Here is a 21,087-nt window from a genome sequence, read left to right on the forward strand (position 1 = left end):
CGACGTTATGACGATCAATAAAGAAAGCGGCGTCGCCGCAGCATCCATCCTGACGGCGGCGCTGATGCTGCCGGGCGTGCAGGCGCACGCCGAAGCGCCGCCGACCAATGGCGTCATCAGCGTCGGCTACCTGGATTACCGCGACAGCCAGTCGGGCTTCGACCGCATCAACGTGCATGCGCCATCGATTTCCATCATGGCGCCGGTGGCGGGCGTGTGGAGCGTCAGCGGTTCGCTGGTGAAGGATGATGTCTCCGGCGCTTCGCCGCGCTATCACACGGCGGTGTCGGGCGCGTCGCGCATGAGCGATGACCGCAAGGCCGGCGATGCCTCGCTGACCCGCTACCTGGAACGCGGCAGCGTGACGGTGGGCGCGGCGTATTCGACCGAGCACGATTATGTGTCGCGCGCGTTGTCGCTACAGGGCACGTATGAAAGCGAGGACCGCAACACCACGTGGAGCGCCGGCATCGGTCATTCCGACGACCGCATCGATCCGGTGAACCACATCGTGGTCAATGAGCGCAAGCGCAGCACCAACTTCCTGCTTGGCGTGACGCAGGTGCTGACGGTGAACGACGTGGCGCAGCTGACGCTGGGCTACGACAACGGCAGCGGTTACTTCTCCGATCCGTACAAGTCATTCGACAACCGTCCGCGCAGCCGTTCGGAGACCACGCTGCTGGCGCGCTGGAACCACCATATCGCGGCTACCGGCGGCACCAGCCGGCTGTCGTATCGCTACTACCACGACAGCTTTGGCGTGCGCGGTCACACGCTGGCCGGCGAGTATGTTCAGCCGCTCTCCGACGGCTGGAGCGTGACGCCGGAAGTGCGGCTGTACACGCAGAGCGCGGCCAGTTTCTACTACGACCCGGTGTACGACAGCCGTTTGGGGGCGCCGTTCCCGCCGGGCTACAACGGCACCGGTTATATGTCGGCGGACCAGCGCCTGTCGGGCTTTGGTGCGGTGACGCTAGGCCTCAAGGCCAGCAAGCAGATCGACAAGCTGTGGTCGGTGGACGCCAAAGTCTCCGCCTACCAGCAGCGCGGCAGCTGGCGCCTGTTCCATGACGGCAGTCCTGGGCTGGATACCTTCCGCGCGCAGACGCTGCAGATCGCCATCAACCGCCAATGGTAGACGCCATCCACCGCTTGCCGTTCGACGCCATGGGCAGCCGTTGCGAGATACGGCTGGCGGCGGCGGACGTCGACAGCGCGCAGCGCCTGATGCGCCGCGCGGTGGAGGAGGTGCGGCGCATTGAGCATAAGTACTCGCGCTATCGGCCGGACAGCATCGTCTCGCTGATCAACGCGGCGGCTGGCGGCAGGGCGGTGGCGATCGATCATGAGACGGCAGGCTTGTTCAGTTATGCCAACACGCTGTTCGGCGCCAGCGATGGCTTGTTCGACATCACCTCCGGCGTGCTGCGGCGGGCCTGGGATTTTCGCCAGCCGCGCGTGCCGTCGGCGGCGGTGCTGGCGCCTTTGCTGGCGGTTGTGGGCTGGCGGCAGGTGGCGCTTGGTGCGGCGGAGGTATATCTGCCGAAGGCTGGCATGGAGATCGATTTCGGCGGCTTTGGCAAGGAGTATGCGGCCGACCGCGCGGCGACGCTGCTGGCGGATGCCGGCGTGCGCCACGGCTATGTGAACCTGGGCGGCGACATGCGTTTCATCGGGCCGCGCATGGATGGCAGACCGTGGCAGATCGGCATTCAAGACCCGCGCGAAGCGGAGGGCGTGCTGGCCACGATCCCCATCAGCGAAGGCGCGCTGGCCACCAGCGGCGACTACGAGCGGTTCTTCGAACTGGATGGGCAGCGTTATTGCCACATTCTCGATCCGCGCGATGGCATGCCGGTGCGCTACTGGCGTTCGGTGAGCGTGCTGGCGCCGGTGGCGATTGCGGCCGGCAGTTGTTCGACTATCGCAATGCTCAAGCAGCGCGACGGGCTGGATTTTTTAAATGCGTCCGACATGGCTTATCTGGCGGTCGATGACGAAGGACAGATGTTGTATAGGGATCTGACATGAGCATGCAAAAATGGTTGAAGGCCTTGCTGGCGATGGTGATGCTGTTCTGCGCCTGGGCGCGGGCGGGCGATTTTCTGGAGCCGGAGCAGGCGTTCCAGTTGCAGGGCGAGCTGGTGGACGCGCATACGGTGCGCCTGACCTGGGTGATCGCACCGGAATACCACTTGTACCGCGACCGCCTGAGCTTCAACGGCGGGGTTGGCGCGCCGGCGCTGCCGGCTGGTCTGCGCAAGTTCGACACCAACTTTAACAAGGAGATGGAGACCTACCAGAACAAGCTGGTGGTGGATCTGCCGATGACGGCCACTGCGCCGTTCACGCTGCAGGTGGGCTATCAGGGATGTGCGGATGCGGGCTTGTGCTATTCGCCGGCGTCGCAGAGTTATCGCGTTGATCCGGCCGTGCCGGGCAAGTTGACGCCGGCCGATCCGGCCACCACACCGGCCGCGACGCCGAATGCTGCTGCAACGATAACGGCAACGCCGACGTCCGCAAATTCCGCCACACCGGCAGCCGCGCCGGAAGACGACAGTTCGCTGGCCCAGCGTACGCTGCAGAGCGGCAGCGCGTGGCGCATCGGCCTGGCCTTCCTGGCCTTCGGCCTGCTGCTGTCGTTCACGCCGTGCGTGCTGCCGATGGTGCCTATCCTGTCCTCGATCATCGTCGGCGAGGGCGCCGTGTCGCGCAGCCGTGGCCTGACGCTGGCGCTGGCGTATTCGCTCGGCATGGCGCTGGTCTATACCTCGCTGGGCGTGGCTGCCGGCCTGGCTGGCGAAGGCCTCGCCGGCGCACTGCAAAAACCGTGGGTGCTGCTGACCTTCGGCGCGCTGCTGGTCGGTCTGGCGCTGTCGATGTTCGACGTCTACCAGTTGCAGCTGCCGAGCGGCCTGCAAAGCCGCCTGAGTGAAACCAGCAGCGGCATGAGCGGCGGCCGTTTCGCCGGCGTGTTCGTGATGGGCGCCCTGTCGGCGCTGATCGTCGGCCCGTGCGTGGCGGGACCGCTGGCCGGCGCGCTGCTGTACATCAGCCAGACGCGCAATGTCTGGACCGGCGGCTGGGCGCTGTTCTCGATGGCGGCCGGCATGAGCGTGCCGCTGCTGCTGACCGGCGTATCGGCCGGCAGCCTGCTGCCGCGCGCCGGCGCCTGGATGAACGGCGTGAAGAAAGTCTTCGGCCTGTTGCTGATCGCGGTGGCCATCTGGATGGTGTCGCCGGTGTTCCCGGTCACGGTCGACATGGCGCTGTGGGGCATCTTCGCCCTGCTGTGCGCTGTCTTCCTGCACGTGTTCGAGCCGCTGCAAAAGGGTGCCGAGCTGCGCGCCTACGTCGGCAAGACGCTGGGCCTGGCCTTCCTGCTGGCCGGCCTGTTCGAACTGACCGGCGCCGCGAGCGCCGGCCGCGATGTGTTGCAGCCACTGGGTCACCTGAGCATCGCCCGCGCCGACAAGCCGGCGGCGGGCGAGGGGGGCGATGTGCGCTTCAGCCGCATCAAGACGGCGGCCGAACTGGATCAGGTGCTGGCGGCCAGCAGCACGCCGGTGATGCTGGACTTCTACGCCGACTGGTGCGTGTCCTGCAAGGAGATGGAGCGCTTCACTTTCTCGAAGCCGGAAGTGGCGGGCAAGCTGAAACAGGTGAAGCTGATCCAGGTTGACGTCACCGCCAACAACGCCGACGACAAGGAGCTGATGAAGCGTTTCGGCCTGTTCGGCCCACCGGGCATCATCCTGTTCAAGGCCGGCAAGGAAATTCCGGACAGCCGCGTGATCGGCTTCCTGGCCGCAGAGCCGTTCGTTCAGCATCTGGCGCGGCATATCGATTCCTGAATCGCAGGTAGAATACGCGGTATGAAACCGCTCGTATTCCTCATGCTGTGCGCCGCCGCGGCGCCTCTCTACGCCCAGGACGACGCTGTCCTGCCCTACCGTCCATCGGTTTCCAGCCCGGCGCAGTTGCCGGTGCCGGGGCAGCTGGAATTGGAGACCGGCTTCCTGAACACCAGGTCCAGCGACAGCCGGCGTGGCAGCCTGCCCTACACCTTCAAGCTGGCGTTCAATGAACAGTGGGGCGTGCTGGTGGGCGGCGAAGGCTACGTCTCGGAGCATGACGACGGCAGCCCGCGCCAGCGCGGCATCGGCGACACCACCTTTGTGTTGAAACGCGCCTTCCTGATTGACGACGCCACCGCGCTGGGCCTGGAGCTGGGCGCCAAGGCGCCGACGGCGAAGGACACCATCGGCAGCGGCAAGAGCGATTACAGCATCAACGGCATTCTCAGCCGCGACTTCGGCGACGTCCACATGGACGCCAACCTGAACGCCACGAGGCTGGGCGCCTACGACGCCGGCACCAGCCGCACGCAGAGCGGCTGGTCGGCGTCGTTCTCCGTGCCGGTGGCGGAAAAATGGAGCGCGACCGGCGAGCTGTCCGGCACCCACCGCGAGAACACGCTGAACACCGCGCAGCTGCTGGTGGCCGCCGCCTATAGTCCGAACAAGCGGCTGGTGTTCGACTTCGGCGTGGCGCATGGCATGACGTCCGCCTCGCAGGATTGGTCGCTGTTCGGCGGCGTCACGCTGCCGCTGGCGAAGCTCTGGTGATCAGACCAGCGGCAGCGCCGTGGTGTCCTTGATGCGCTGAAGCGCGAACGACGACTTCACGTCCAGCACCGCCGGGTGGCGCAGCAGCGTCGCCATCATGAAGCGCGAGAAGTGGTCCATGTCCTCCACGTGCACGCGCAGCAGGTAATCCATCTCGCCGGTCATCGCGTAGCAGGCCACCACTTCCGGCCACTGCGCCACCGATTCGGCGAAGTCGGCGCGCGGCGACGGCGGCGCGTTGACGGCGCCCAGCGCGCGCGCATTGCTGTGCGCCGCCGCGTCGCTGTGCTTTTCCAGCCGCACGTTCACATACGCCAGCAGGCCGAGGCCGATCTTGTCCGGGTCCAGCAGCGCCACGTACTGGCGGATCACGCCGGCTTCTTCCAGGCGCTTGATGCGGCGCAGGCAGGGCGAGGGCGACAGCGCCACCAGCTCGGCCACGTCCTGGTTCGACAGGCGGCCATCGGATTGCAATATGGACAGAATCTTACGGTCGGTTTTGTCCAGCGCGATTTTGGTCATAAATACCTCATAAATTCGGAATTAAGGCAATATTATTGCTCAAACTGGCGGGGCGTGGGAACTGTTTGCAATTTAATGCCGTGAAAGCGGATCTATACTGTGCGCTATTCGAATAAGGAGACACGCATGCAATTCCAGCCATGGGACAACCCGATGGGCACCGACGGTTTTGAGTTCGTCGAGTACGCCGCACCCGATCCGAAAGCCCTCGGCGCGCTGTTTGAGAGCATGGGCTTCACCGCCATCGCCCGCCACCGCCACAAGGACGTCACCCTGTACCGTCAGGGCGAGATCAACTTCATCATCAACGCCGAGAAGGATTCGTTTGCGCAGCGCTTCGCGCGCCAGCACGGTCCGTCCGTGTGCGCGATCGGCATCCGCGTGCAGGATGCGGCGTTTGCCTACAAGTCCATGCTGGAAAAGGGCGCCTGGGGCTTCGACAACAAGACCGGCCCGATGGAGCTGAACATCCCGGCGATCAAGGGCGTGGGCGATTCGCTGATCTACCTGGTCGACCGCTGGCGCGGCAAGAACGCCGACGCCAAGGGCGCCATCGGCGACATCAGCATCTATGACGTGGACTTCGTCGCCATCCCCGGCGCGCAAGCCAATCCGGTCGGCCATGGCCTGACCTATATCGACCACCTGACCAACAACGTCCACCGCGGCCGCATGAAGGAATGGGCGGACTTCTACGAGAAGATGTTCAACTTCCGCGAAGTGCGCTACTTCGACATCGAGGGCAAGCTGACCGGCCTGAAGTCGAAGGCCATGACGTCCCCGTGCGGCAAGGTGCGCATTCCGATCAATGAATCGTCCGACGACAAATCGCAGATCGCCGAGTACCTGGACGAGTACCACGGCGAAGGCATCCAGCACATCGCGCTGGGCACCGACGATATCTATACCTCGATCGAAGGCATGAAGCACGCCGGCATCGCCTTCCAGGACACCATCGAGACGTATTACGAACTGGTGAACCGCCGCCTGCCAAGCCACGGCGAGCGCCTGGAAGACCTGCGCCGCCTGCGCATCCTGATCGACGGCCAGAGCAACGACACCGAGCGCGAACTGCTGCTGCAAATCTTCACGCAGAACGTGATCGGCCCGATCTTCTTCGAGATCATCCAGCGCAAGGGCGACCAGGGCTTTGGCGAAGGCAACTTCCGCGCGCTGTTCGAATCGATTGAGCTGGATCAGATCAAGCGCGGTGTCCTGCAGGACCCAAGCAAGGCCACCGCATAAGGTGTAGAGTAAGACCAAAGCCGGTAGCAAAGCACATAGACAGAGCACCGGCGCGAACGCGGCAGAGCCTACCCGGCACTGCCGCGCAGATTCGAGAATATTGGAGACAAGACAATGAATGCACCTCAAAAGGGTTTGCAATTGGAGCCGGCCGACATCACGCTGGACGATAAATGGACCCTGGAGCGCGGCCGTGCCTTCATGACCGGCACGCAGGCGCTGATCCGCCTGCCGATGATGCAGCGCGAGCGCGATCTGAACGCCGGCCTGAACACCGCCGGCTACATCACCGGCTACCGCGGTTCGCCGGTCACCAGCGTCGACATGACGGCGGTGAAGGCCAAGAAATACCTCGACGCACATCACGTCAAATTCCATCCAGGGATGAACGAAGACCTCGCGGCGACCGCCGTCTGGGGCACGCAGCAGACCAATCTTTTCAAGGACGCCAAATACGACGGCGTCTTCTCCATGTGGTACGGCAAAGGCCCCGGCGTCGACCGTTGCGGCGACGTGTTCAAGCACGCCAACAACGCCGGCTCCGCCAAGCACGGCGGCGTGCTGGTACTGGCCGGCGATGACCACGCGGCCAAGTCCTCGTCCACCGCGCACCAGTCGGACCACATCCTGAACGCCTGCGGCATTCCGGTGCTGTATCCATCCTCGGTGCAGGAGTACATCGACTACGGCCTGCATGCGTGGGCCATGAGCCGCTACACCGGCCTGTGGGTGTCGATGAAGTGCGTGACCGACATCATCGAATCCGGCGCCGTGGTGGACTTCGATCCGGACCGCGTGCAGATCGAGCTGCCGACCGACTTCGAGCTGCCTGAAGGCGGTTTGAATATCCGCTGGCCGGACACCGTGCTGGACATGGAAGTCCGCATGAACAGCTACAAGTGGTACGCCGCGCTGGCCTACTGCCGCGCGAATAAGCTCAACAAGATCATCTGGGATTCGCCGAAGCCGAAGATCGGCATCATCACCGCCGGCAAATCCTACCTGGACACGCGCCAGGCGCTGGCCGACCTGGGCATCGACGAGCAGGCCGCCGCCGACATCGGCATCCGCCTGTACAAGATCGGCATGACCTGGCCGCTGGAAGCGGACGGCGTGCACGAATTCGCCAAGGGCCTGGACGAAATCCTGGTGGTGGAAGAGAAGCGCCAGATCCTTGAATACGCGCTGAAGGAAGAGCTGTACAACCTGCCGGACGGCGAACGTCCGCGCGTGGTCGGCAAGTTCGACGACACCGGCGAATGGAGCAACAAGGGCAAGACCGGCCACGGCGACTGGCTGCTGCCGGCCACCTATGAACTGAATCCGGCGCAGATCGCGCGCGCCATCGCCTCGCGCATCGCGCACTACTGCGACGGCCATCCGGTCGCCAAGCGCGTGCAGGAACGCGTGGCGTATCTGGAAGCGAAAGAGCTGGCGCTGAAGACGCTGCCGACCAAATCCAATCCGCAGACCGACCGCACGCCGTACTTCTGCTCCGGCTGTCCGCACAATTCCTCGACCAAGGTGCCGGAAGGTTCGCGCGCGCTGGCCGGCATCGGCTGCCACTACATGGTGCTGTGGATGGACCGCGAGACCTCGACCTTCACCCACATGGGCGCGGAAGGCGTGACGTGGGTCGGGCAGGCGCCGTTCACCAACGAGAAGCACGTGTTCACCAACCTTGGCGACGGCACCTACTTCCACTCGGGGATACTGGCGATCCGCGCGGCGGTGGCGGCCAAGGTCAACATCACCTACAAGATCCTGTTCAACGACGCGGTGGCGATGACCGGCGGCCAGCAGTTCGACGGCCCGCTCGATCCGGGCATGATCTCGCGCCAGATCGCGGCCGAAGGCGTGACGCCGATTATCGTCGTCACCGACGAGCCGGAAAAATATCCATCGGATTACAACTGGGCGCCTGGCGTCACCGTGCGCCACCGCAGCGAATTGATGGACGTGCAGCGCGAACTGCGCGACAAGCCGGGCGTGTCGGCCATGATCTACGACCAGACCTGTGCGTCCGAGAAGCGCCGCCGCCGGAAACGCAACGAATACCCTGATCCAGCCAAGCGCGCCGTCATCAACGAAGCGGTGTGCGAAGGCTGCGGCGACTGCTCGGTGCAGTCCAACTGCCTGTCGGTGGAGCCGCTGGAAACGGACCTGGGCCGCAAGCGCCAGATCAATCAATCGTCGTGCAACAAGGACTTCTCCTGCACCACCGGTTTCTGCCCGAGCTTTGTGACGGTGGAAGGCGGCGCGCTGAAGAAGCCGAAGAAAGCCGCTGTCGGTGAAGGCCCGCAGGCCGTGCTGCCGATGCCGACGCTGCCATCGACCGAGACGCCGTTCGGCATCCTGATCACCGGCATCGGCGGCACCGGCGTGGTGACGGTCGGCCAGATCCTCGCCATGGCCGCCCACGTCGAGAACAAGGGCGCCATCGTGCTGGACATGAGCGGCCTGGCGCAGAAGGGCGGTCCGGTGATGTCGCACGTGCGCCTGGCGGACAAGCAAGGCGATCTGCACTCGACCCGCGTCGGCACCGGCAGCGCCGATCTGGTGATCGGCTGCGATCTGATCGTCACCGCCTCGCGCGACGCGCTGTCGCGCATGGGCGAAGGCCGCACGCATGCGATGATCAATTCGACCGGTTCCTCGACCGCCGCTTTCGTCAAGAATCCGGACTGGCAGTTCCCGGACGCCGGCTCGCGCGGTGAAATCATCCGCGCCTGCGGCAACGACAATGTGGACTTCGTCGACGCCGGCCAGATCGCCACCGCGTTGATGGGCGACTCCATCGCCACCAATATGTTCATGCTGGGCTACGCCTTCCAGAAAGGCTTCGTGCCGCTGAGCGAAGCGTCGCTGATCAAGGCGATTGAGCTGAACGGCGTGTCGGTGGCCTTCAACAAGGCCGCCTTCAACTGGGGCCGCACCGCCGCGCACGATCTGGCGTCGGTGACCAAGCTGACCACGCCGGCCAAGGTGATCGAGTTCAAACGCATCCAGACGCTGGACGACATCGTTGCCAAGCGCGTGGAGCTGCTGACCGCGTATCAGGATGCGAATTATGCGAAACAGTATAAATCGTTTGTTGACCAGGTCCGCGCGGAAGAGGCCAAGCTGGGCAAGAGCACCCGCCTGACCGAAGCGGTAGCGCGCTACTACTACAAGCTGATGGCCTACAAGGATGAATACGAAGTCGCCCGCCTGTACACCGACGGCGCCTTCCAGCAGAAGGTCGCCGGCATGTTCGAAGGCGACATCAAGCTGAAATTCCATCTGGCGCCGCCGCTGATGGCCAAGCACGACGCGCAGGGCCACCTGATCAAGAAGGAATATGGCCCGTGGATGATGAAGGCGTTCGGCGTGCTGGCCAAGTTCAAGGGCCTGCGCGGCACGGCGCTGGACGTCTTCGGCTACACGGCGGAGCGCAAATCGGAGCGCGCGCTGATCGGCGAGTACCGCGACACCGTGACCGGCCTGCTGCCAAGGCTGACGGCTGACAACCTGACCCAGGCAGTCGCCATCGCCAGCATTCCGGAAGACATCCGCGGCTACGGCCACGTGAAGGAACGCCACCTGCTGGCGGCCAAGCAGAAGGAAGCCAGCCTGCTGGCCTCTTTCGGCAAGCCGGCGCCGGCTGCCGTGCCTTTGCCGACGGACAGCCATAGCCACGCGGCTTAAAATTTTTTTCGTTTCACCAAAGGCGCCCGAGGGCGCCTTTTTTAATCCACGAAACAACTTTATTTAAAAAACTGCATAAGCATGTAACAAATCATTCGTTCAGTAATCGTTCTGCGTTTGATAAGGTGTCGACCTTTTCAGTCCTGAATTATTTACAATGCAAACAAAATGTAACTTGAAGCCGTTGGCGGCTGGCGCTATCGCGCTGCTAGCCGGCGTTGCCGGCCATACCGTGGCGCAGGCGCAGGAAGCGGTGGCCAACACGCCGCCGGCGGTCGTCATCACCGGCTCGCGCATTCCGCGCGCCGGCACCGAAGGACCGTCGGCGGTCACCGTCATCACCGCTGCCGACATCGAGAAACAGGGCTACCGCAATGTGTTCGATGCGCTGAGCAACCAGACGCAGAACAGCGGTTTCACCCAGGGCGCCGACTACGGCAACACCTTCACGCCGTCGGCCAACGCCATCAGCCTGCGCGGCCTGGGACCGAACCATACGCTGGTGCTGCTCAACGGCCGCCGCATGGCCGATTTTCCGATCGCCTATGACGGCACGGTCAACTTCACCAACCTGGCCAATATTCCATCCAGCGTGGTGGACCGCGTCGAGATCCTGAGCGGCGGCGCTTCCGCTGTCTATGGCTCGGACGCGATTGCGGGCGTGGTCAACATCATCCTGAAAAAGCAGTTCGAAGGCCTGGACGTCAACGTGAAAGCCGGCAGCTCGTCGCGCGGCGGCGCCGGCGACAAGCGCCTGCAGGTCACCGGCGGCAAGACCTTCGACAAGCTCAATACCCTGTTCAGCGTGGAGCTGACGGAACGCGATCCGCTGTGGAGCGCCGACCGCGATTTCATGGCCAGCAAAACCGGCGTGGCGCCGACCTCGGTCCTGTCGCGCAAGAACGTCAGCACCGGCAAGTACGTCGACCTGGGCGACACCTGCGCCTCGCTCGGCGATCTGTTCGGCGGCAGCACGGTCAGCTATGCCAGCAAGACCGGCAGCTACTGCGCCAGCCCGAAAGTCGGCCCGACCTACTGGACCACGCAAACCAAGAACAGCAGCCAGAATATCTTCGGCAGCGCCAACTACGAGCTGTCGCCGAGCACCACGCTGTACGCGGAAGCGCTGTTCGGCCAGAACCGCAGCACGCAGAACACGCGCGGCCCGTCGTGGACGTCGCGCTCGCTGACCGACAGCTATTTCTGGAACCAGAACACCAATGCCTACGAGGCTTGGAGCCGCTACATTGCGCCGGAAGAGATGGGCGGCGTGGAGCGCTATAACCGCACCTGGGACGACCAGGCCAGCTCGCTGTCGTTCGGCGTCAAGGGCGCGATCCCCGGCACCACCTGGAATTACGAAGCGGGCTACACGGCGTCGCTGTACAAGAGCCAGGACCATCGTCCGCGCGCGCTGGCCAATATCGACAGCTTCTTCCTGGGCCCGCAGCTGGGCGTGAATGGGGATGGCGCGGCGATCTATGCGCCCGATCCGGCGCGCCTGACCCGGCGCCTGACGCCGGCGGAATTCGACAGCATCACCGGCACCTCGAACAGCGACGACAAGTCGTGGACCAACACCGTGAGCCTGACCGCCAACGGCGAGCTGTTCAACCTGCCGGCCGGTCCGCTCAAGGTGGCGACGGTGGCCGAATTCGGCAAGCAGGGCTTCTCCAACGTGCCGGACGCGCGCATCAATGAAGGCTACTTCAACGTCGCCACCGGTTCCGACGTCACCGCCGGCACCCGCAAGCGCTATGCGCTGGGCGGCGAGGCCAGCATCCCGGTGATCAAGTCGGTGGACGCGACCCTGGCCGGCCGTTATGACCGCTACAGCTTCGCCGGCCGCAACGACGGCAAGTTCACCTACGCCGGCGGCATCGAATGGCGTCCGGTGCAGCAGCTACTGGTGCGCGGCAATTACGCCACCAGCTTCCGCGCGCCGGATATGAATTACATCTACAAGGCGCGCGGCACCGGCTATTACTCGTCCACCACCGACTACTACCGCTGCGCCAAGGCCGGCCAGGCGATCGCCGACTGCGAGTTCGCCAACGTCTCGCCGGGCGCCGACTATGTGCAGAGCGGTAGCAAGGATCTGCGTTCGGAGAAGGGCCGGTCGACCGGGCTGGGAATCGTGTGGTCGCCGAGCGCGGACTTCGATGTCTCGGTCGACTACTGGAACATCAAGATCAGCGATCTGGTCACCAACCTCAGCGACGATACGCTGCTGCGCGACGAAGCGGCCTGCCGCATCGCCGGCGACCTGACGTCGCCGACCTGCGCCGACGCCATCGCGCGCGTGATCCGCTTCCCGGACAATGCGCTGAACCGTCCGGGGGAGATCAAGCAGATCCTGGTCAATCCGATCAACGCGGCGTCCACCAGCGTGGATGGCATCGACGTCGCCGGCAAGTATGCCTTCCGCACCAGGGACTATGGCAACTTCATCACCAAGGTCAACTACTCGAAGACGCTCAACAAGCATTCGCGCCAGTTCGCCGGCGATCCGCTGAAGGACGATCTGGACGACCTGACCAACTACGACTGGCGCGACAAGCTCAATGCCAGCCTCACCTGGAACAGCGGCAAATGGTCGAACACCCTGTTCTTCCAGCGCTACGGCAAGGTGCCCAACGCCGCCGGCGACGCCTTCCTGACGCCGACCACGCTGGTGAATGCCAGCGTGGTGTATCGCTTGAATGCACGCGCCACCTTGTCGGTGGCGGTGAATAACCTGTTCAACCAGGTCAAGGCGGACAACAGCGCGGGCTGGCCTTACTACCCGGTGGGTAATTACAGCCCGGTCGGCCGTCAAGGCTGGGTAGAGCTGAATTACCACTTCGGCGGTTAGGAGATCGGCTCAAAAAGACCGCAGCTTCGTTGCGGCGCCTCGCTGCGATCATGTTGAGCCAATCTCCAATTACACTGCCGTTTTACGCTGCTGGCTGGCGTGGCCGATGTATTCGGTCACCCAGTACAGCAGGGCGATGCCGTTGAAGGCGGCGCCGGTCAGCAGCGCGGCGGTCCAGCCGTGGGTGGCGAACATCCAGCCACCCAGCGCCGAACCGAGGGCGCCGCCGGCAAAGAACAGCGCGAAGTACACGCCGTTCAGGCGGCTGCGCACTTCCGCACCCAGCGAGAAGATGGCGCGCTGGCCCAGCACCAGGTTGGCCGCCACACCCATATCCAGCACGATCGATGCGATCACCAGCACCGCCAGCGCCACGTTGCGCGAACCTGGAATCAGCAGCGGCAACGCAAACCCAATCACACCCAACAGCAGCGCCGCGGCGGTCGCCATCAGCGTGTGACCTTTGTCCGCCAGCTTGCCGGCGATCGGCGAGGCAATCGCACCGGCCATGCCGACCAGCGCAAAGATCGCGATGCCGGTCTGCGACAGGTGGAACTGCGGGCCCGACAACATCAGCGGCGCCACGGTCCAGAACAGGCTGAACGAACCGAACAGGCCGGCGTGATAGGCGGCGCGGCGGCGCAGCACTGGCGTGTTCAGGAACAGATGCCACAACGAACCGAGCAGCTTAGGATAGGTGATGGTGGCGACCGGCGCACGCACCGGCAGTTTGGCGCGCAGCACAAAGGCCACGATCAGCACCATGACGGCAGCGCCGCCGAACACCACGTGCCAGCTGGTGGCGTCGGCGATCAGGCTGGCCGCAGGACGCGACAGCATGATGCCCAGCAGCAGGCCGCTGACCACTTTACCGACCGTGACGCCGCGCGTCGATTCCTTCGACAGGTGGGCGGCGAACGGCACGATGATCTGCGCCGCCACCGAACCGAGGCCGATGCCCAGCGCGGCGGTCAGGAACATCCAGGCGCTGCTGCTGATCGCGGCCAGCACCAGCATCGCCGACGTGAACAGCAGGCCGGTGAAGATCAGGCGGCGGTTTTCCAGCAGGTCGCCCAGCGGCACGATGAACAGCAGGCCGATACAGTAGCCGATCTGCGTCAGGGTGACGATCAGGCCGGCCGCTTCCGGCGACAGGCCGGTCGAGGCGCTGATCGGACCGACCAGGGTTTGCGCGTAATAGAGACTGGCCACGATCAGGCCGGTGGCGGTAGCCAGCAGCGAGACCATGCCGGGGCTGATATCTTGTTCTTTGTTCATGATGTAACTCCAGTGGGAGATTTCGATAGGTCAATTCTAGGCAAAACCTGACCAAAGATAATTAGGGCATAATAGCTCCACACCTTTCACAAAATGTGAACAATGGACAGACTCAAAGCCATGCAGACGTTTGTGCGCATCGTCGAGGCCAACAGCTACACCAAGGCGGCCGAGACGATGGACCTGCCGCGCGCCGCGCTCACCGCCACCATCAAGAAGCTGGAAGCCTTCCTCGGCACCCAGCTGCTGCAGCGGACCACGCGCCGGTTGTCGCTGACGCCGGACGGCGCCGACTACTTCCGCAAGTGCCTGGAAATCCTGCAGGCGGTGGAGGATGCGGAGAGCACCTACCGCGGCCAGGGCGCCCGTCCGCCGCGCGGCAAGCTGCGGGTCGAGCTGCCCGGCACGTTCGGCCGCAATGTGGTGGTGCCGCACATCGCCACGTTCTGCGAGCGCTATCCGGACATCGACCTGGTGATCAGCCTCAGCGACCGCGTGCGCGACCTGATCGAAGAGGGCGCGGACTGCGCGCTGCGCATCGGCGCCTTGCAGGATTCGGCGATGATCGGCCGGCCGCTCGGCAGCATGGGGTTTGTCACCTGTGCCGCGCCGGCCTATTTACAGCGGCATGGCGTGCCGCAGGCGTGGACCGACCTGCGCGATCACCGCTGCGTGTCGCACTTTTCCGGCCGCACCGGCCGCCCGTTCGACTGGGACTTCGTGGTCGACGGCAGCGTGGTGACCACCGAGGTGCGCAGCGCCATCGCGGTCAACGATGCCGAGGCCAGCGTCAGCTGCGTGTTGCAGGGCATGGGACTGGCGCAGGTGGCGCGCTACCAGGTGCGCGAGCATCTCACCAGCGGCGCGCTGGTCGAGGTGCTGGCGGCCACGCCGCCGACGCCGATGCCGGTGTCGCTGCTGTATCCGCAGGGCCGCATGTCGTCGCCGCGCCTGCGCGTGTTTGCCGAATGGGTGGCGGCGCTGGTGCGCCAGGACGCCGATTTGCAGTCATAATGTGCGGATGAGATTTCTAACTGTTTTGTCTTGCGCCGCTGCGGCGGCGGTATTGAGCGCCTGCGGCGGCGGTTCGTCCGACAGCGCGAGTGTCCCTGTCACGCCGCCGGTGACGCCCCCCGTGGTGACGCCGCCGGTTGAACCGCCGGTGGTCACGCCGCCCGTCGTGACGCCGCCGGTCGTCACACCGCCGGTGGTGACGCCGCCGGTGTCGCCGGACTGGGAGGCGCTGTCCAACCACTGCGAGCATCCGACCGGGACGCAGGTCCAGGGTACGCTGAACGATGAACTGCGCTGGATCAACTCCTATTTCGACCTGGTGTATCTCTGGTACGCCGAGCTGCCCAAGCTGAATATGGCGGACTACAAGACGCCGGTCGACTACTTCGCCATGTTCAAGACCTCCGCCATCACCTCCAGCGGCCGTCCCAAGGACCAGTTCCACTTCACCTATCCCACCGAGGTGTGGGAAGCCATCAGCAACTCCGGCGTGGAGCTGGGCTATGGCCTGACCTGGTCGCACACCGCCAGCGGCGTGCTGCCGCGCGTGTGGATGGTGGCGATGGTGGAGCCGGGATCGCCGGCCGACCTGGCCGGCCTGCGTCGCGGCGACACGCTGCTGTCGGTGAACGGCGTCGACATGCAGGACAGGACTGCGCAGGGCGTGGCCGCGATCAACGCCGGCCTGGCGCCGGCGAAGGCCGGCGACAGCCACCAGTTTGTGCTGACGCGCGGCGGCGTCCCGCTGCCGGTGACGCTGACCGCCGCCAACCTGGCGATGACGCCGGTGCAGAACTACCAGTTGCTGGCCTCGAACAGCGGCGTCGTCGGCTATCTGCAATTCCACGACCACAATGCGGTGGCGGAGAGCCAGCTGGCCGCCGCCTTCAGCCGTTTCAAGAGCGCCGGCGTGTCGGACCTGGTGCTGGACATGCGCTACAACGGCGGCGGCTATGTGGTGCTGGCCGCCGAACTGGCGTACATGATCGCCGGCCCGGACGCCACCAAGGGCAAGGTGTTCGAACAGCTGCACCGCAACGACAAGCGGCCGTTGCCGAATCCGCAGCTGTTTGCCGCCACCGCCGCCGGCCTGTCGCAGGAGCTGATGAAGTACGGCACGGCGCTGCCTTCCCTGGGCCTGAAACATGTGACGATACTGACCACGCCCGGCACCTGCTCGGCCAGCGAATCGGTGATCAACGGCCTGCGCGGCGTCGACATCGACGTGACGCTGATCGGCGGCGAAACCTGCGGCAAGCCGTATGCCTTCAAGCCGGTGCCCAACTGCGGCACCACCTATTTCGCCATCGAGATGGAAGGCACCAACAACAAGGGCTTCGGCGATTACGCCAACGGCTTTGCGCCGACCTGCAAGGTGGACGACGACCTGACGCATGAAATGGGCGACCCGGCGGAAAGCATGCTGGCGACGGCGTTGAGCTACCGCGCCCATGGCGTTTGCCCGGCCACGCCGATGGGCAACCGCAGCCTGCATGGCGCGCCGGCCGGCAGTCCGCTGCAGGTGGAGCGGCCGCCGGGTAAACAAATTGCGATACGCTCGCCCCAGGCACTATAATTTTTATCGCATCCGGCGCCGCTACAGGCGCTGGTCGATCAACCCTAGCTGGAAGCCTCTCATGATTCGTTCCGCCATACTGCTCGCCTTCGCCGCCACCTCCACCCTTGCCGCCGCCGCGCCAGCCAGCGCGCCGCTGACCACCGTTTCCGAACGCTCCGGCTTCCAGAGCACCGGCCGCTATGACGAAGTGATCGCGCTGTGCGCGCAGTTCCAGAAGGCGTATCCGAAGCAGGTGCGCTGCTTTGAATTCGGCCGCACGCCGGAAGGCCGGCCGATGCTGGCGCTGGCCGTCACCCGCACCGGCGCGCTGAGCGCCGAGCAGGCGAAGAAGAAGGGCGTGCCGGTCATGCTGATCCAGGGCGGCATCCACGCCGGCGAGATCGACGGCAAGGACGCCGGCTTCCTGGCGCTGCGCGAAGCGCTGGAAAACAAGGCGGCGCCCGGCGCGCTGGACAAGCAGGTGCTGCTGTTCGTCCCGGTGTTCAACGTCGACGGCCATGAACGCTTCGGCAAGAACAACCGTCCCAACCAGCGCGGTCCGGTGGAAATGGGCTGGCGCGTCACGGCGCAGAACTACAACCTGAACCGCGACTACGTGAAGGCCGACGCGCCGGAAATGCAGGCCATGCTGGCGCTGGTGAACGCCTGGGACCCGCTGGCCTACGTCGACCTGCACGTGACCGACGGCGCCAAGTTCCAGCCCGACGTGTCGATCCAGGTCGAGCCGGTGCACGGCGGCGACGAGGCGCTGAAAGTGGCCGGCGCCGCGCTGCAGAACAATGTGATGGCGGACCTGAAGGCCCAGGGTTCCGATCCGAAGCCGTACTACATTTCGTTCGACAAGGAAGACGATCCGATGTCCGGCTTTGTCGACAGCATGTCGACGCCGCGCTTCTCGACCGGTTACTTCCCGATGCGTAACCGCTTCGCCATGCTGGTGGAAACCCACTCGTGGAAGGACTATCCGACCCGCGTGCGCATCACCCACAACACCATCGTCTCGCTGCTGGCGCAGGTGGCGCAGCATGGCCAGGAGTGGCAGAAGCTGGTCAAGGAGGCCGATGCGCGCGCGCTGACGCTGGGCGGCGGCGAGTTCCCGCTCAGCTACCGCACCACCTTCAACAGCAAGATGATCCAGTTCCCCGGCTACGAATACACGCGCGAGCATTCGGAAGTGTCGGGCGGCCTGTGGACGCGCTACGACGAGAGCAAGCCGCAGATGTGGACCGTGCCGCTGCGCGACGAAGTGGTGCCCGACCTGAAGGTGACGGCGCCGCTGGGCGGCTACATCGTGCCGCTGTCGCAGGCCGCGTGGGTGGCCGCCAAGCTGAAACAGCACGGCATCGAGTTCAAGGTGCTCAAGGACGACCAGATGTCGGCCGAGGTGGAGACCTTCCGCGCCACCAAGACCACCTTCGGCAAGGCGTCGTTCGAAGGCCACCAGTCGCTGGCGGTGGAAGGCGACTGGGCGCGCGAGCGCCGTCCGGTGAGCAAGGGCGCGCTGTTCGTGCCGATCGCGCAGCCGAAGGCGCGGCTGGTGATGACCATGCTGGAACCGCGCGGCGCCGACGGCCTGCTGGCCTGGGGCGAGTTCAACAACTTCTTCGAGCGCAAGGAGTACATGGAGGAGTATGTGGCGGAGGAGGTGGCGCGCGATCAGCTGGAGGCCGATCCGGCGCTGCGCGAGGCGTTCCAGAAGAAGCTCGACACCGATGCGGAGTTCAACAAGAGCCCTGCCAAGCGGCTGGAATTCTTCGCCAAGCGCCATGCCTCGTGGGATGAGCGCTACAACCTGTATCCGGTGCTGCGCACGGCGCAGAAGTACTAAGAAAAATGGGCCTCATTGCGAGGCCCATTTTTTACAGGGTCGGCGTGCCGCCCTGGCTTTCCGCGGTTTGCTGCTGCAGCTGCTGCTTGATCATGTCAGCGATCTTGGCGGTGACCATGGCCTGCTGTTCCGGCGTCATGGCGTCGAACGCCTCTTTGGTGATGCCGAGCTTTTTCATCATCGCCTGCGTCATGCGTTCGGCCGGCGACATCTTGACGTACTTCTCCAGTTCCGCCGCCGCATCCGACTGCCTGACTTCGGCGTGCTTGAGCAACGCGCCGAAATCGCCGCCGCCGCCGTTCTTCTTCGGCGAAAGATTCGCCAGCATCGCCTCGCTCAGTGCCTTGGTCTCGATCTTCAAACTCATGTTTTCTCCCTTGTTGTGAGGTGGTTGCCGATCTTATAGCAGGGGGACGATGGAAGTGGCTAATCTTCGCGTTGCAGCGAGATGACGCCGGGCACCGTGGCCGGCGTGGAGCAGGGCTCTTCGTCGAAGGCGATGTCGCCCAGCGGGTTGGCGACGCCGTCGGCCTTGATGTCCTTGAAGCCGAACAGGTCGCGGTCCATCAGGTGCGACGGCACCACGGTCGACAGCGACGAGAAGATGTTTTCCACGCGGCCCGGGAATTTCTTTTCCCAGTCGCGCATCATGGCCTTGATCTGCTTGCGCTGCAGGTTTTCCTGCGAGCCGCACAGGTCGCACGGGATGATCGGGAAGCCTTTGACTTCGGCGTAGCGCTCGGTGTCTTCTTCCTTCACGTAGGCCAGCGGGCGGATCACCATGTGCTTGCCGTCGTCCGACACCAGCTTGGCCGGCATGCCCTTGATTTTCCCGCCGAAGAACATGTTCAGGAAGAAGGTCTCGAGGATGTCGTCGCGGTGGTGGCCCAGCGCGATCTTGTTGCAGCCCAGTTCATCGGCCACGCGGTACAGGATGCCGCGGCGCAGGCGCGAGCACAGCGAGCAGGTGGTCTTGCCTTCCGGGATCAGGCGCTTGACGATGCTGTAGGTGTCCTGGTTTTCGATGTGGTACGGCACGCCCAGCTTGTCCAGGTAGGCCGGCAGGATGTCGGCCGGGAAGTTCGGCTGCTTCTGGTCCAGGTTGACGGCGACGAGCTCGAAGTTGATCGGCGCACGCTCGCGCAAGGTCATCAGGATGTCCAGCAACGCATACGAGTCCTTGCCGCCGGACAGGCAGACCATCACCTTGTCGCCGTCCTCGATCATGTTGAAGTCGCCGATGGCCTGGCCGACCAGGCGGCACAGCCGCTTGTGCAGCTTGTTGTTCTCGTGGGCGATTTTTTCGGCGGATTTGACGCTCACGCCGGCGTTGTCGATGACTGCGTTCATGCTGCTTCCTTGATTTTGAATACTTCCACGCCGACGCCTTCGCAGTCGGGATACACGTCCGGCTTCATGGTCGAGACGCGCGCGGCGCGCACGCTCGGGTGTTCCAGCATCGCGCGGACGATGTCGTCGCACAGCGTTTCCTGCAGCTGCACGTGGCCGCGCGCCATGCGCCTGGCGATGGTGTCGCGCATGAAGTCGTAGTCCACCACTTCCTCCAGCTGGTCGTGCGCCGGCGACGACAGCGCCAGCGGGATATACAGGTCGACGTTGATCAGCAGACGCTGCTCGCCTTTTTTCTCGAACTCGTAGACGCCGATGTTGATCATGACTTCGTAGTTGCGCAGGAACAGGCGGCGGCAGTCGTTCAGTTGCGGGTGGATCAGGGCGGACAGCATGGGAGGAACCTTCTTTCGGATTAAATTATTTCGTCAAAAACATCACGTCGCGCGGCAGCGGCAGCAGATGCTGGCCGCCGTCGACCAGCAGCGTGGTGCCGGTCAGGGCGCGCGCCGACGCGGCGTAGACCACGCTGTCGGCGATGTCTTCTGGTGTGCTGGAACGGCCCAGCGGCGTTTGCTGGTGCGCGTTGGCGAAACCGGCTTCGGTCTGGTCGCCGGACACCATGGTGATGCCCGGCGCGATGCCGACCACCCGCAGTGTCGGCGCCAGCTGCTGCGCCAGCATGGTGGTGGCGGTGTGCAGCGCAGCCTTGGACAGGGTGTACGACAAAAAATCAGGATTGAGATTGTACAGCTTCTGGTCCAGCAGATTGATGACGCAGGCCTGGGCGCCGGCCGGCGTGGCGGCGTGCAGCGCCTGCGCCAGCAGGATGGGCGCGGCGACGTTGGCGCGCATGTGGGCGTCGAGTTTATCGGAGCTGAAGTCGGCCGCGCTGTCGTAGTCGAACAGCGAGGCATTGTTGACCACGCAGTGCACGGCGCCCAGCGCGGCGACGGCGCGCGGCAACAATGCGCGCACGGCCGCTTCGTCGGCCAGCTCGCATTGCAGCGTGACGGCGCGCCGGCCCAACGCCGTGATCTCGGCGGCGACGGCGCGCGCCTCGGCCTCGGAGGCGCGGTAATGCACCGCCACGTCC

General features: G+C 64.6%; 16 protein-coding genes. 10 read left to right on the forward strand and 6 right to left on the reverse strand.

Going from position 1 to position 21,087, the window contains the following annotated elements:
- The first annotated feature begins 7 nt into the window (after positions 1 to 7).
- From GJ695_RS19805 to GJ695_RS19820, 4 genes are read left to right on the forward strand one after another with little or no spacing between them, the layout of a single operon-like run.
- The gene (locus tag GJ695_RS19805; protein WP_154367719.1) at positions 8 to 1,141 is read left to right on the forward strand and encodes a DUF3570 domain-containing protein; all 1,134 of its coding nucleotides are present in this window, start codon (positions 8 to 10) and stop codon (positions 1,139 to 1,141) included.
- Positions 1,135 to 2,034: an FAD:protein FMN transferase gene (locus GJ695_RS19810; protein ID WP_154367721.1), complete on the forward strand. Its 900-nt coding sequence runs from the start codon at positions 1,135 to 1,137 to the stop codon at positions 2,032 to 2,034. The genes GJ695_RS19805 and GJ695_RS19810 overlap by 7 nt, the downstream gene beginning before the upstream one ends.
- Complete coding sequence (gene dsbD, locus GJ695_RS19815) at positions 2,031 to 3,860, forward strand: protein-disulfide reductase DsbD (RefSeq protein WP_166455008.1); 1,830 nt, start codon at positions 2,031 to 2,033, stop codon at positions 3,858 to 3,860. The genes GJ695_RS19810 and dsbD overlap by 4 nt, the downstream gene beginning before the upstream one ends.
- Positions 3,861 to 3,881: 21 nt before the next feature.
- Positions 3,882 to 4,634 carry a transporter gene (locus GJ695_RS19820; RefSeq protein WP_229260288.1) on the forward strand — a complete coding sequence of 251 codons (753 nt, stop codon included), beginning with the start codon at positions 3,882 to 3,884 and terminating at the stop codon, positions 4,632 to 4,634.
- Here the strand turns inward: GJ695_RS19820 and GJ695_RS19825 are convergent, their stop codons facing one another.
- Positions 4,635 to 5,156, reverse strand: coding sequence for an Lrp/AsnC family transcriptional regulator (locus GJ695_RS19825; RefSeq protein WP_154359693.1), 522 nt, complete (start codon positions 5,154 to 5,156; stop codon positions 4,635 to 4,637).
- A gap of 126 nt (positions 5,157 to 5,282) precedes the next feature.
- On the opposite strand from GJ695_RS19825, the gene hppD reads away from it, so the two are divergent.
- The 3 genes from hppD to GJ695_RS19840 all read left to right on the forward strand — a co-directional run bounded on the left by hppD (position 5,283) and on the right by GJ695_RS19840 (position 12,942).
- On the forward strand, positions 5,283 to 6,401 hold the full coding sequence (hppD, locus tag GJ695_RS19830) for a 4-hydroxyphenylpyruvate dioxygenase (protein WP_154367722.1): 1,119 nt from the start codon (positions 5,283 to 5,285) through the stop codon (positions 6,399 to 6,401).
- Between the two features lie 114 nt (positions 6,402 to 6,515).
- The gene (locus tag GJ695_RS19835) at positions 6,516 to 10,088 is read left to right on the forward strand and encodes an indolepyruvate ferredoxin oxidoreductase family protein (protein WP_154367724.1); all 3,573 of its coding nucleotides are present in this window, start codon (positions 6,516 to 6,518) and stop codon (positions 10,086 to 10,088) included.
- Between the two features lie 184 nt (positions 10,089 to 10,272).
- A complete protein-coding gene (locus tag GJ695_RS19840) occupies positions 10,273 to 12,942 on the forward strand; it encodes a TonB-dependent receptor plug domain-containing protein (protein ID WP_229260287.1) in 2,670 nt (889 codons plus the stop codon).
- 69 nt (positions 12,943 to 13,011) lie between these two features.
- Here the strand turns inward: GJ695_RS19840 and GJ695_RS19845 are convergent, their stop codons facing one another.
- Positions 13,012 to 14,220, reverse strand: a complete 1,209-nt coding sequence (locus GJ695_RS19845) for an MFS transporter (RefSeq protein ID WP_154367728.1) — start codon at positions 14,218 to 14,220, stop codon at positions 13,012 to 13,014.
- 102 nt (positions 14,221 to 14,322) lie between these two features.
- On the opposite strand from GJ695_RS19845, the gene GJ695_RS19850 reads away from it, so the two are divergent.
- The 3 genes from GJ695_RS19850 to GJ695_RS19865 all read left to right on the forward strand — a co-directional run bounded on the left by GJ695_RS19850 (position 14,323) and on the right by GJ695_RS19865 (position 18,641).
- Complete coding sequence (locus tag GJ695_RS19850; protein WP_154367730.1) at positions 14,323 to 15,234, forward strand: LysR family transcriptional regulator; 912 nt, start codon at positions 14,323 to 14,325, stop codon at positions 15,232 to 15,234.
- A gap of 25 nt (positions 15,235 to 15,259) precedes the next feature.
- Positions 15,260 to 16,810, forward strand: coding sequence for a S41 family peptidase (locus tag GJ695_RS19860; protein WP_208023352.1), 1,551 nt, complete (start codon positions 15,260 to 15,262; stop codon positions 16,808 to 16,810).
- Positions 16,811 to 16,871: 61 nt separating this feature from the next.
- A complete protein-coding gene (locus GJ695_RS19865) occupies positions 16,872 to 18,641 on the forward strand; it encodes a M14 family metallopeptidase (RefSeq protein ID WP_154367737.1) in 1,770 nt (589 codons plus the stop codon).
- A gap of 31 nt (positions 18,642 to 18,672) precedes the next feature.
- On the opposite strand, the gene GJ695_RS19870 is transcribed toward GJ695_RS19865, so the two are convergent.
- From GJ695_RS19870 to GJ695_RS19885, 4 genes are all read right to left on the reverse strand, one after another.
- The gene (locus GJ695_RS19870; protein WP_154367739.1) at positions 18,673 to 19,008 is read right to left on the reverse strand and encodes a hypothetical protein; all 336 of its coding nucleotides are present in this window, start codon (positions 19,006 to 19,008) and stop codon (positions 18,673 to 18,675) included.
- A gap of 59 nt (positions 19,009 to 19,067) precedes the next feature.
- A complete protein-coding gene (gene ttcA / locus GJ695_RS19875) occupies positions 19,068 to 19,991 on the reverse strand; it encodes a tRNA 2-thiocytidine(32) synthetase TtcA (protein WP_154367741.1) in 924 nt (307 codons plus the stop codon).
- A complete protein-coding gene (locus GJ695_RS19880) occupies positions 19,988 to 20,386 on the reverse strand; it encodes a dihydroneopterin aldolase (RefSeq protein ID WP_154359704.1) in 399 nt (132 codons plus the stop codon). Before GJ695_RS19880 ends, ttcA begins: the two co-directional genes overlap by 4 nt.
- A gap of 25 nt (positions 20,387 to 20,411) precedes the next feature.
- Positions 20,412 to 21,087, reverse strand: a 676-nt coding sequence (locus GJ695_RS19885) for an SDR family oxidoreductase (protein WP_154367744.1), incomplete at its 5' end; no start/stop codon positions are given.

Origin of the sequence: Duganella alba (genome assembly GCF_009674495.1) — a bacterium.
Lineage (GTDB): Bacteria > Pseudomonadota > Gammaproteobacteria > Burkholderiales > Burkholderiaceae_D > Rugamonas > Rugamonas alba.

Coding starts and splice junctions, on each gene's coding strand:
- GJ695_RS19805 (WP_154367719.1), top strand. CDS start 8: ATGACGATCAATAAAGAAAGCGGCGTCGCCGCAGCATCCATCCTGACG.
- GJ695_RS19810 (WP_154367721.1), top strand. CDS start 1,135: ATGGTAGACGCCATCCACCGCTTGCCGTTCGACGCCATGGGCAGCCGT.
- dsbD (WP_166455008.1), top strand. CDS start 2,031: ATGAGCATGCAAAAATGGTTGAAGGCCTTGCTGGCGATGGTGATGCTG.
- GJ695_RS19820 (WP_229260288.1), top strand. CDS start 3,882: ATGAAACCGCTCGTATTCCTCATGCTGTGCGCCGCCGCGGCGCCTCTC.
- GJ695_RS19825 (WP_154359693.1), bottom strand. CDS start 5,156: ATGACCAAAATCGCGCTGGACAAAACCGACCGTAAGATTCTGTCCATA.
- hppD (WP_154367722.1), top strand. CDS start 5,283: ATGCAATTCCAGCCATGGGACAACCCGATGGGCACCGACGGTTTTGAG.
- GJ695_RS19835 (WP_154367724.1), top strand. CDS start 6,516: ATGAATGCACCTCAAAAGGGTTTGCAATTGGAGCCGGCCGACATCACG.
- GJ695_RS19845 (WP_154367728.1), bottom strand. CDS start 14,220: ATGAACAAAGAACAAGATATCAGCCCCGGCATGGTCTCGCTGCTGGCT.
- GJ695_RS19850 (WP_154367730.1), top strand. CDS start 14,323: ATGGACAGACTCAAAGCCATGCAGACGTTTGTGCGCATCGTCGAGGCC.
- GJ695_RS19865 (WP_154367737.1), top strand. CDS start 16,872: ATGATTCGTTCCGCCATACTGCTCGCCTTCGCCGCCACCTCCACCCTT.
- GJ695_RS19870 (WP_154367739.1), bottom strand. CDS start 19,008: ATGAGTTTGAAGATCGAGACCAAGGCACTGAGCGAGGCGATGCTGGCG.
- ttcA (WP_154367741.1), bottom strand. CDS start 19,991: ATGAACGCAGTCATCGACAACGCCGGCGTGAGCGTCAAATCCGCCGAA.
- GJ695_RS19880 (WP_154359704.1), bottom strand. CDS start 20,386: ATGCTGTCCGCCCTGATCCACCCGCAACTGAACGACTGCCGCCGCCTG.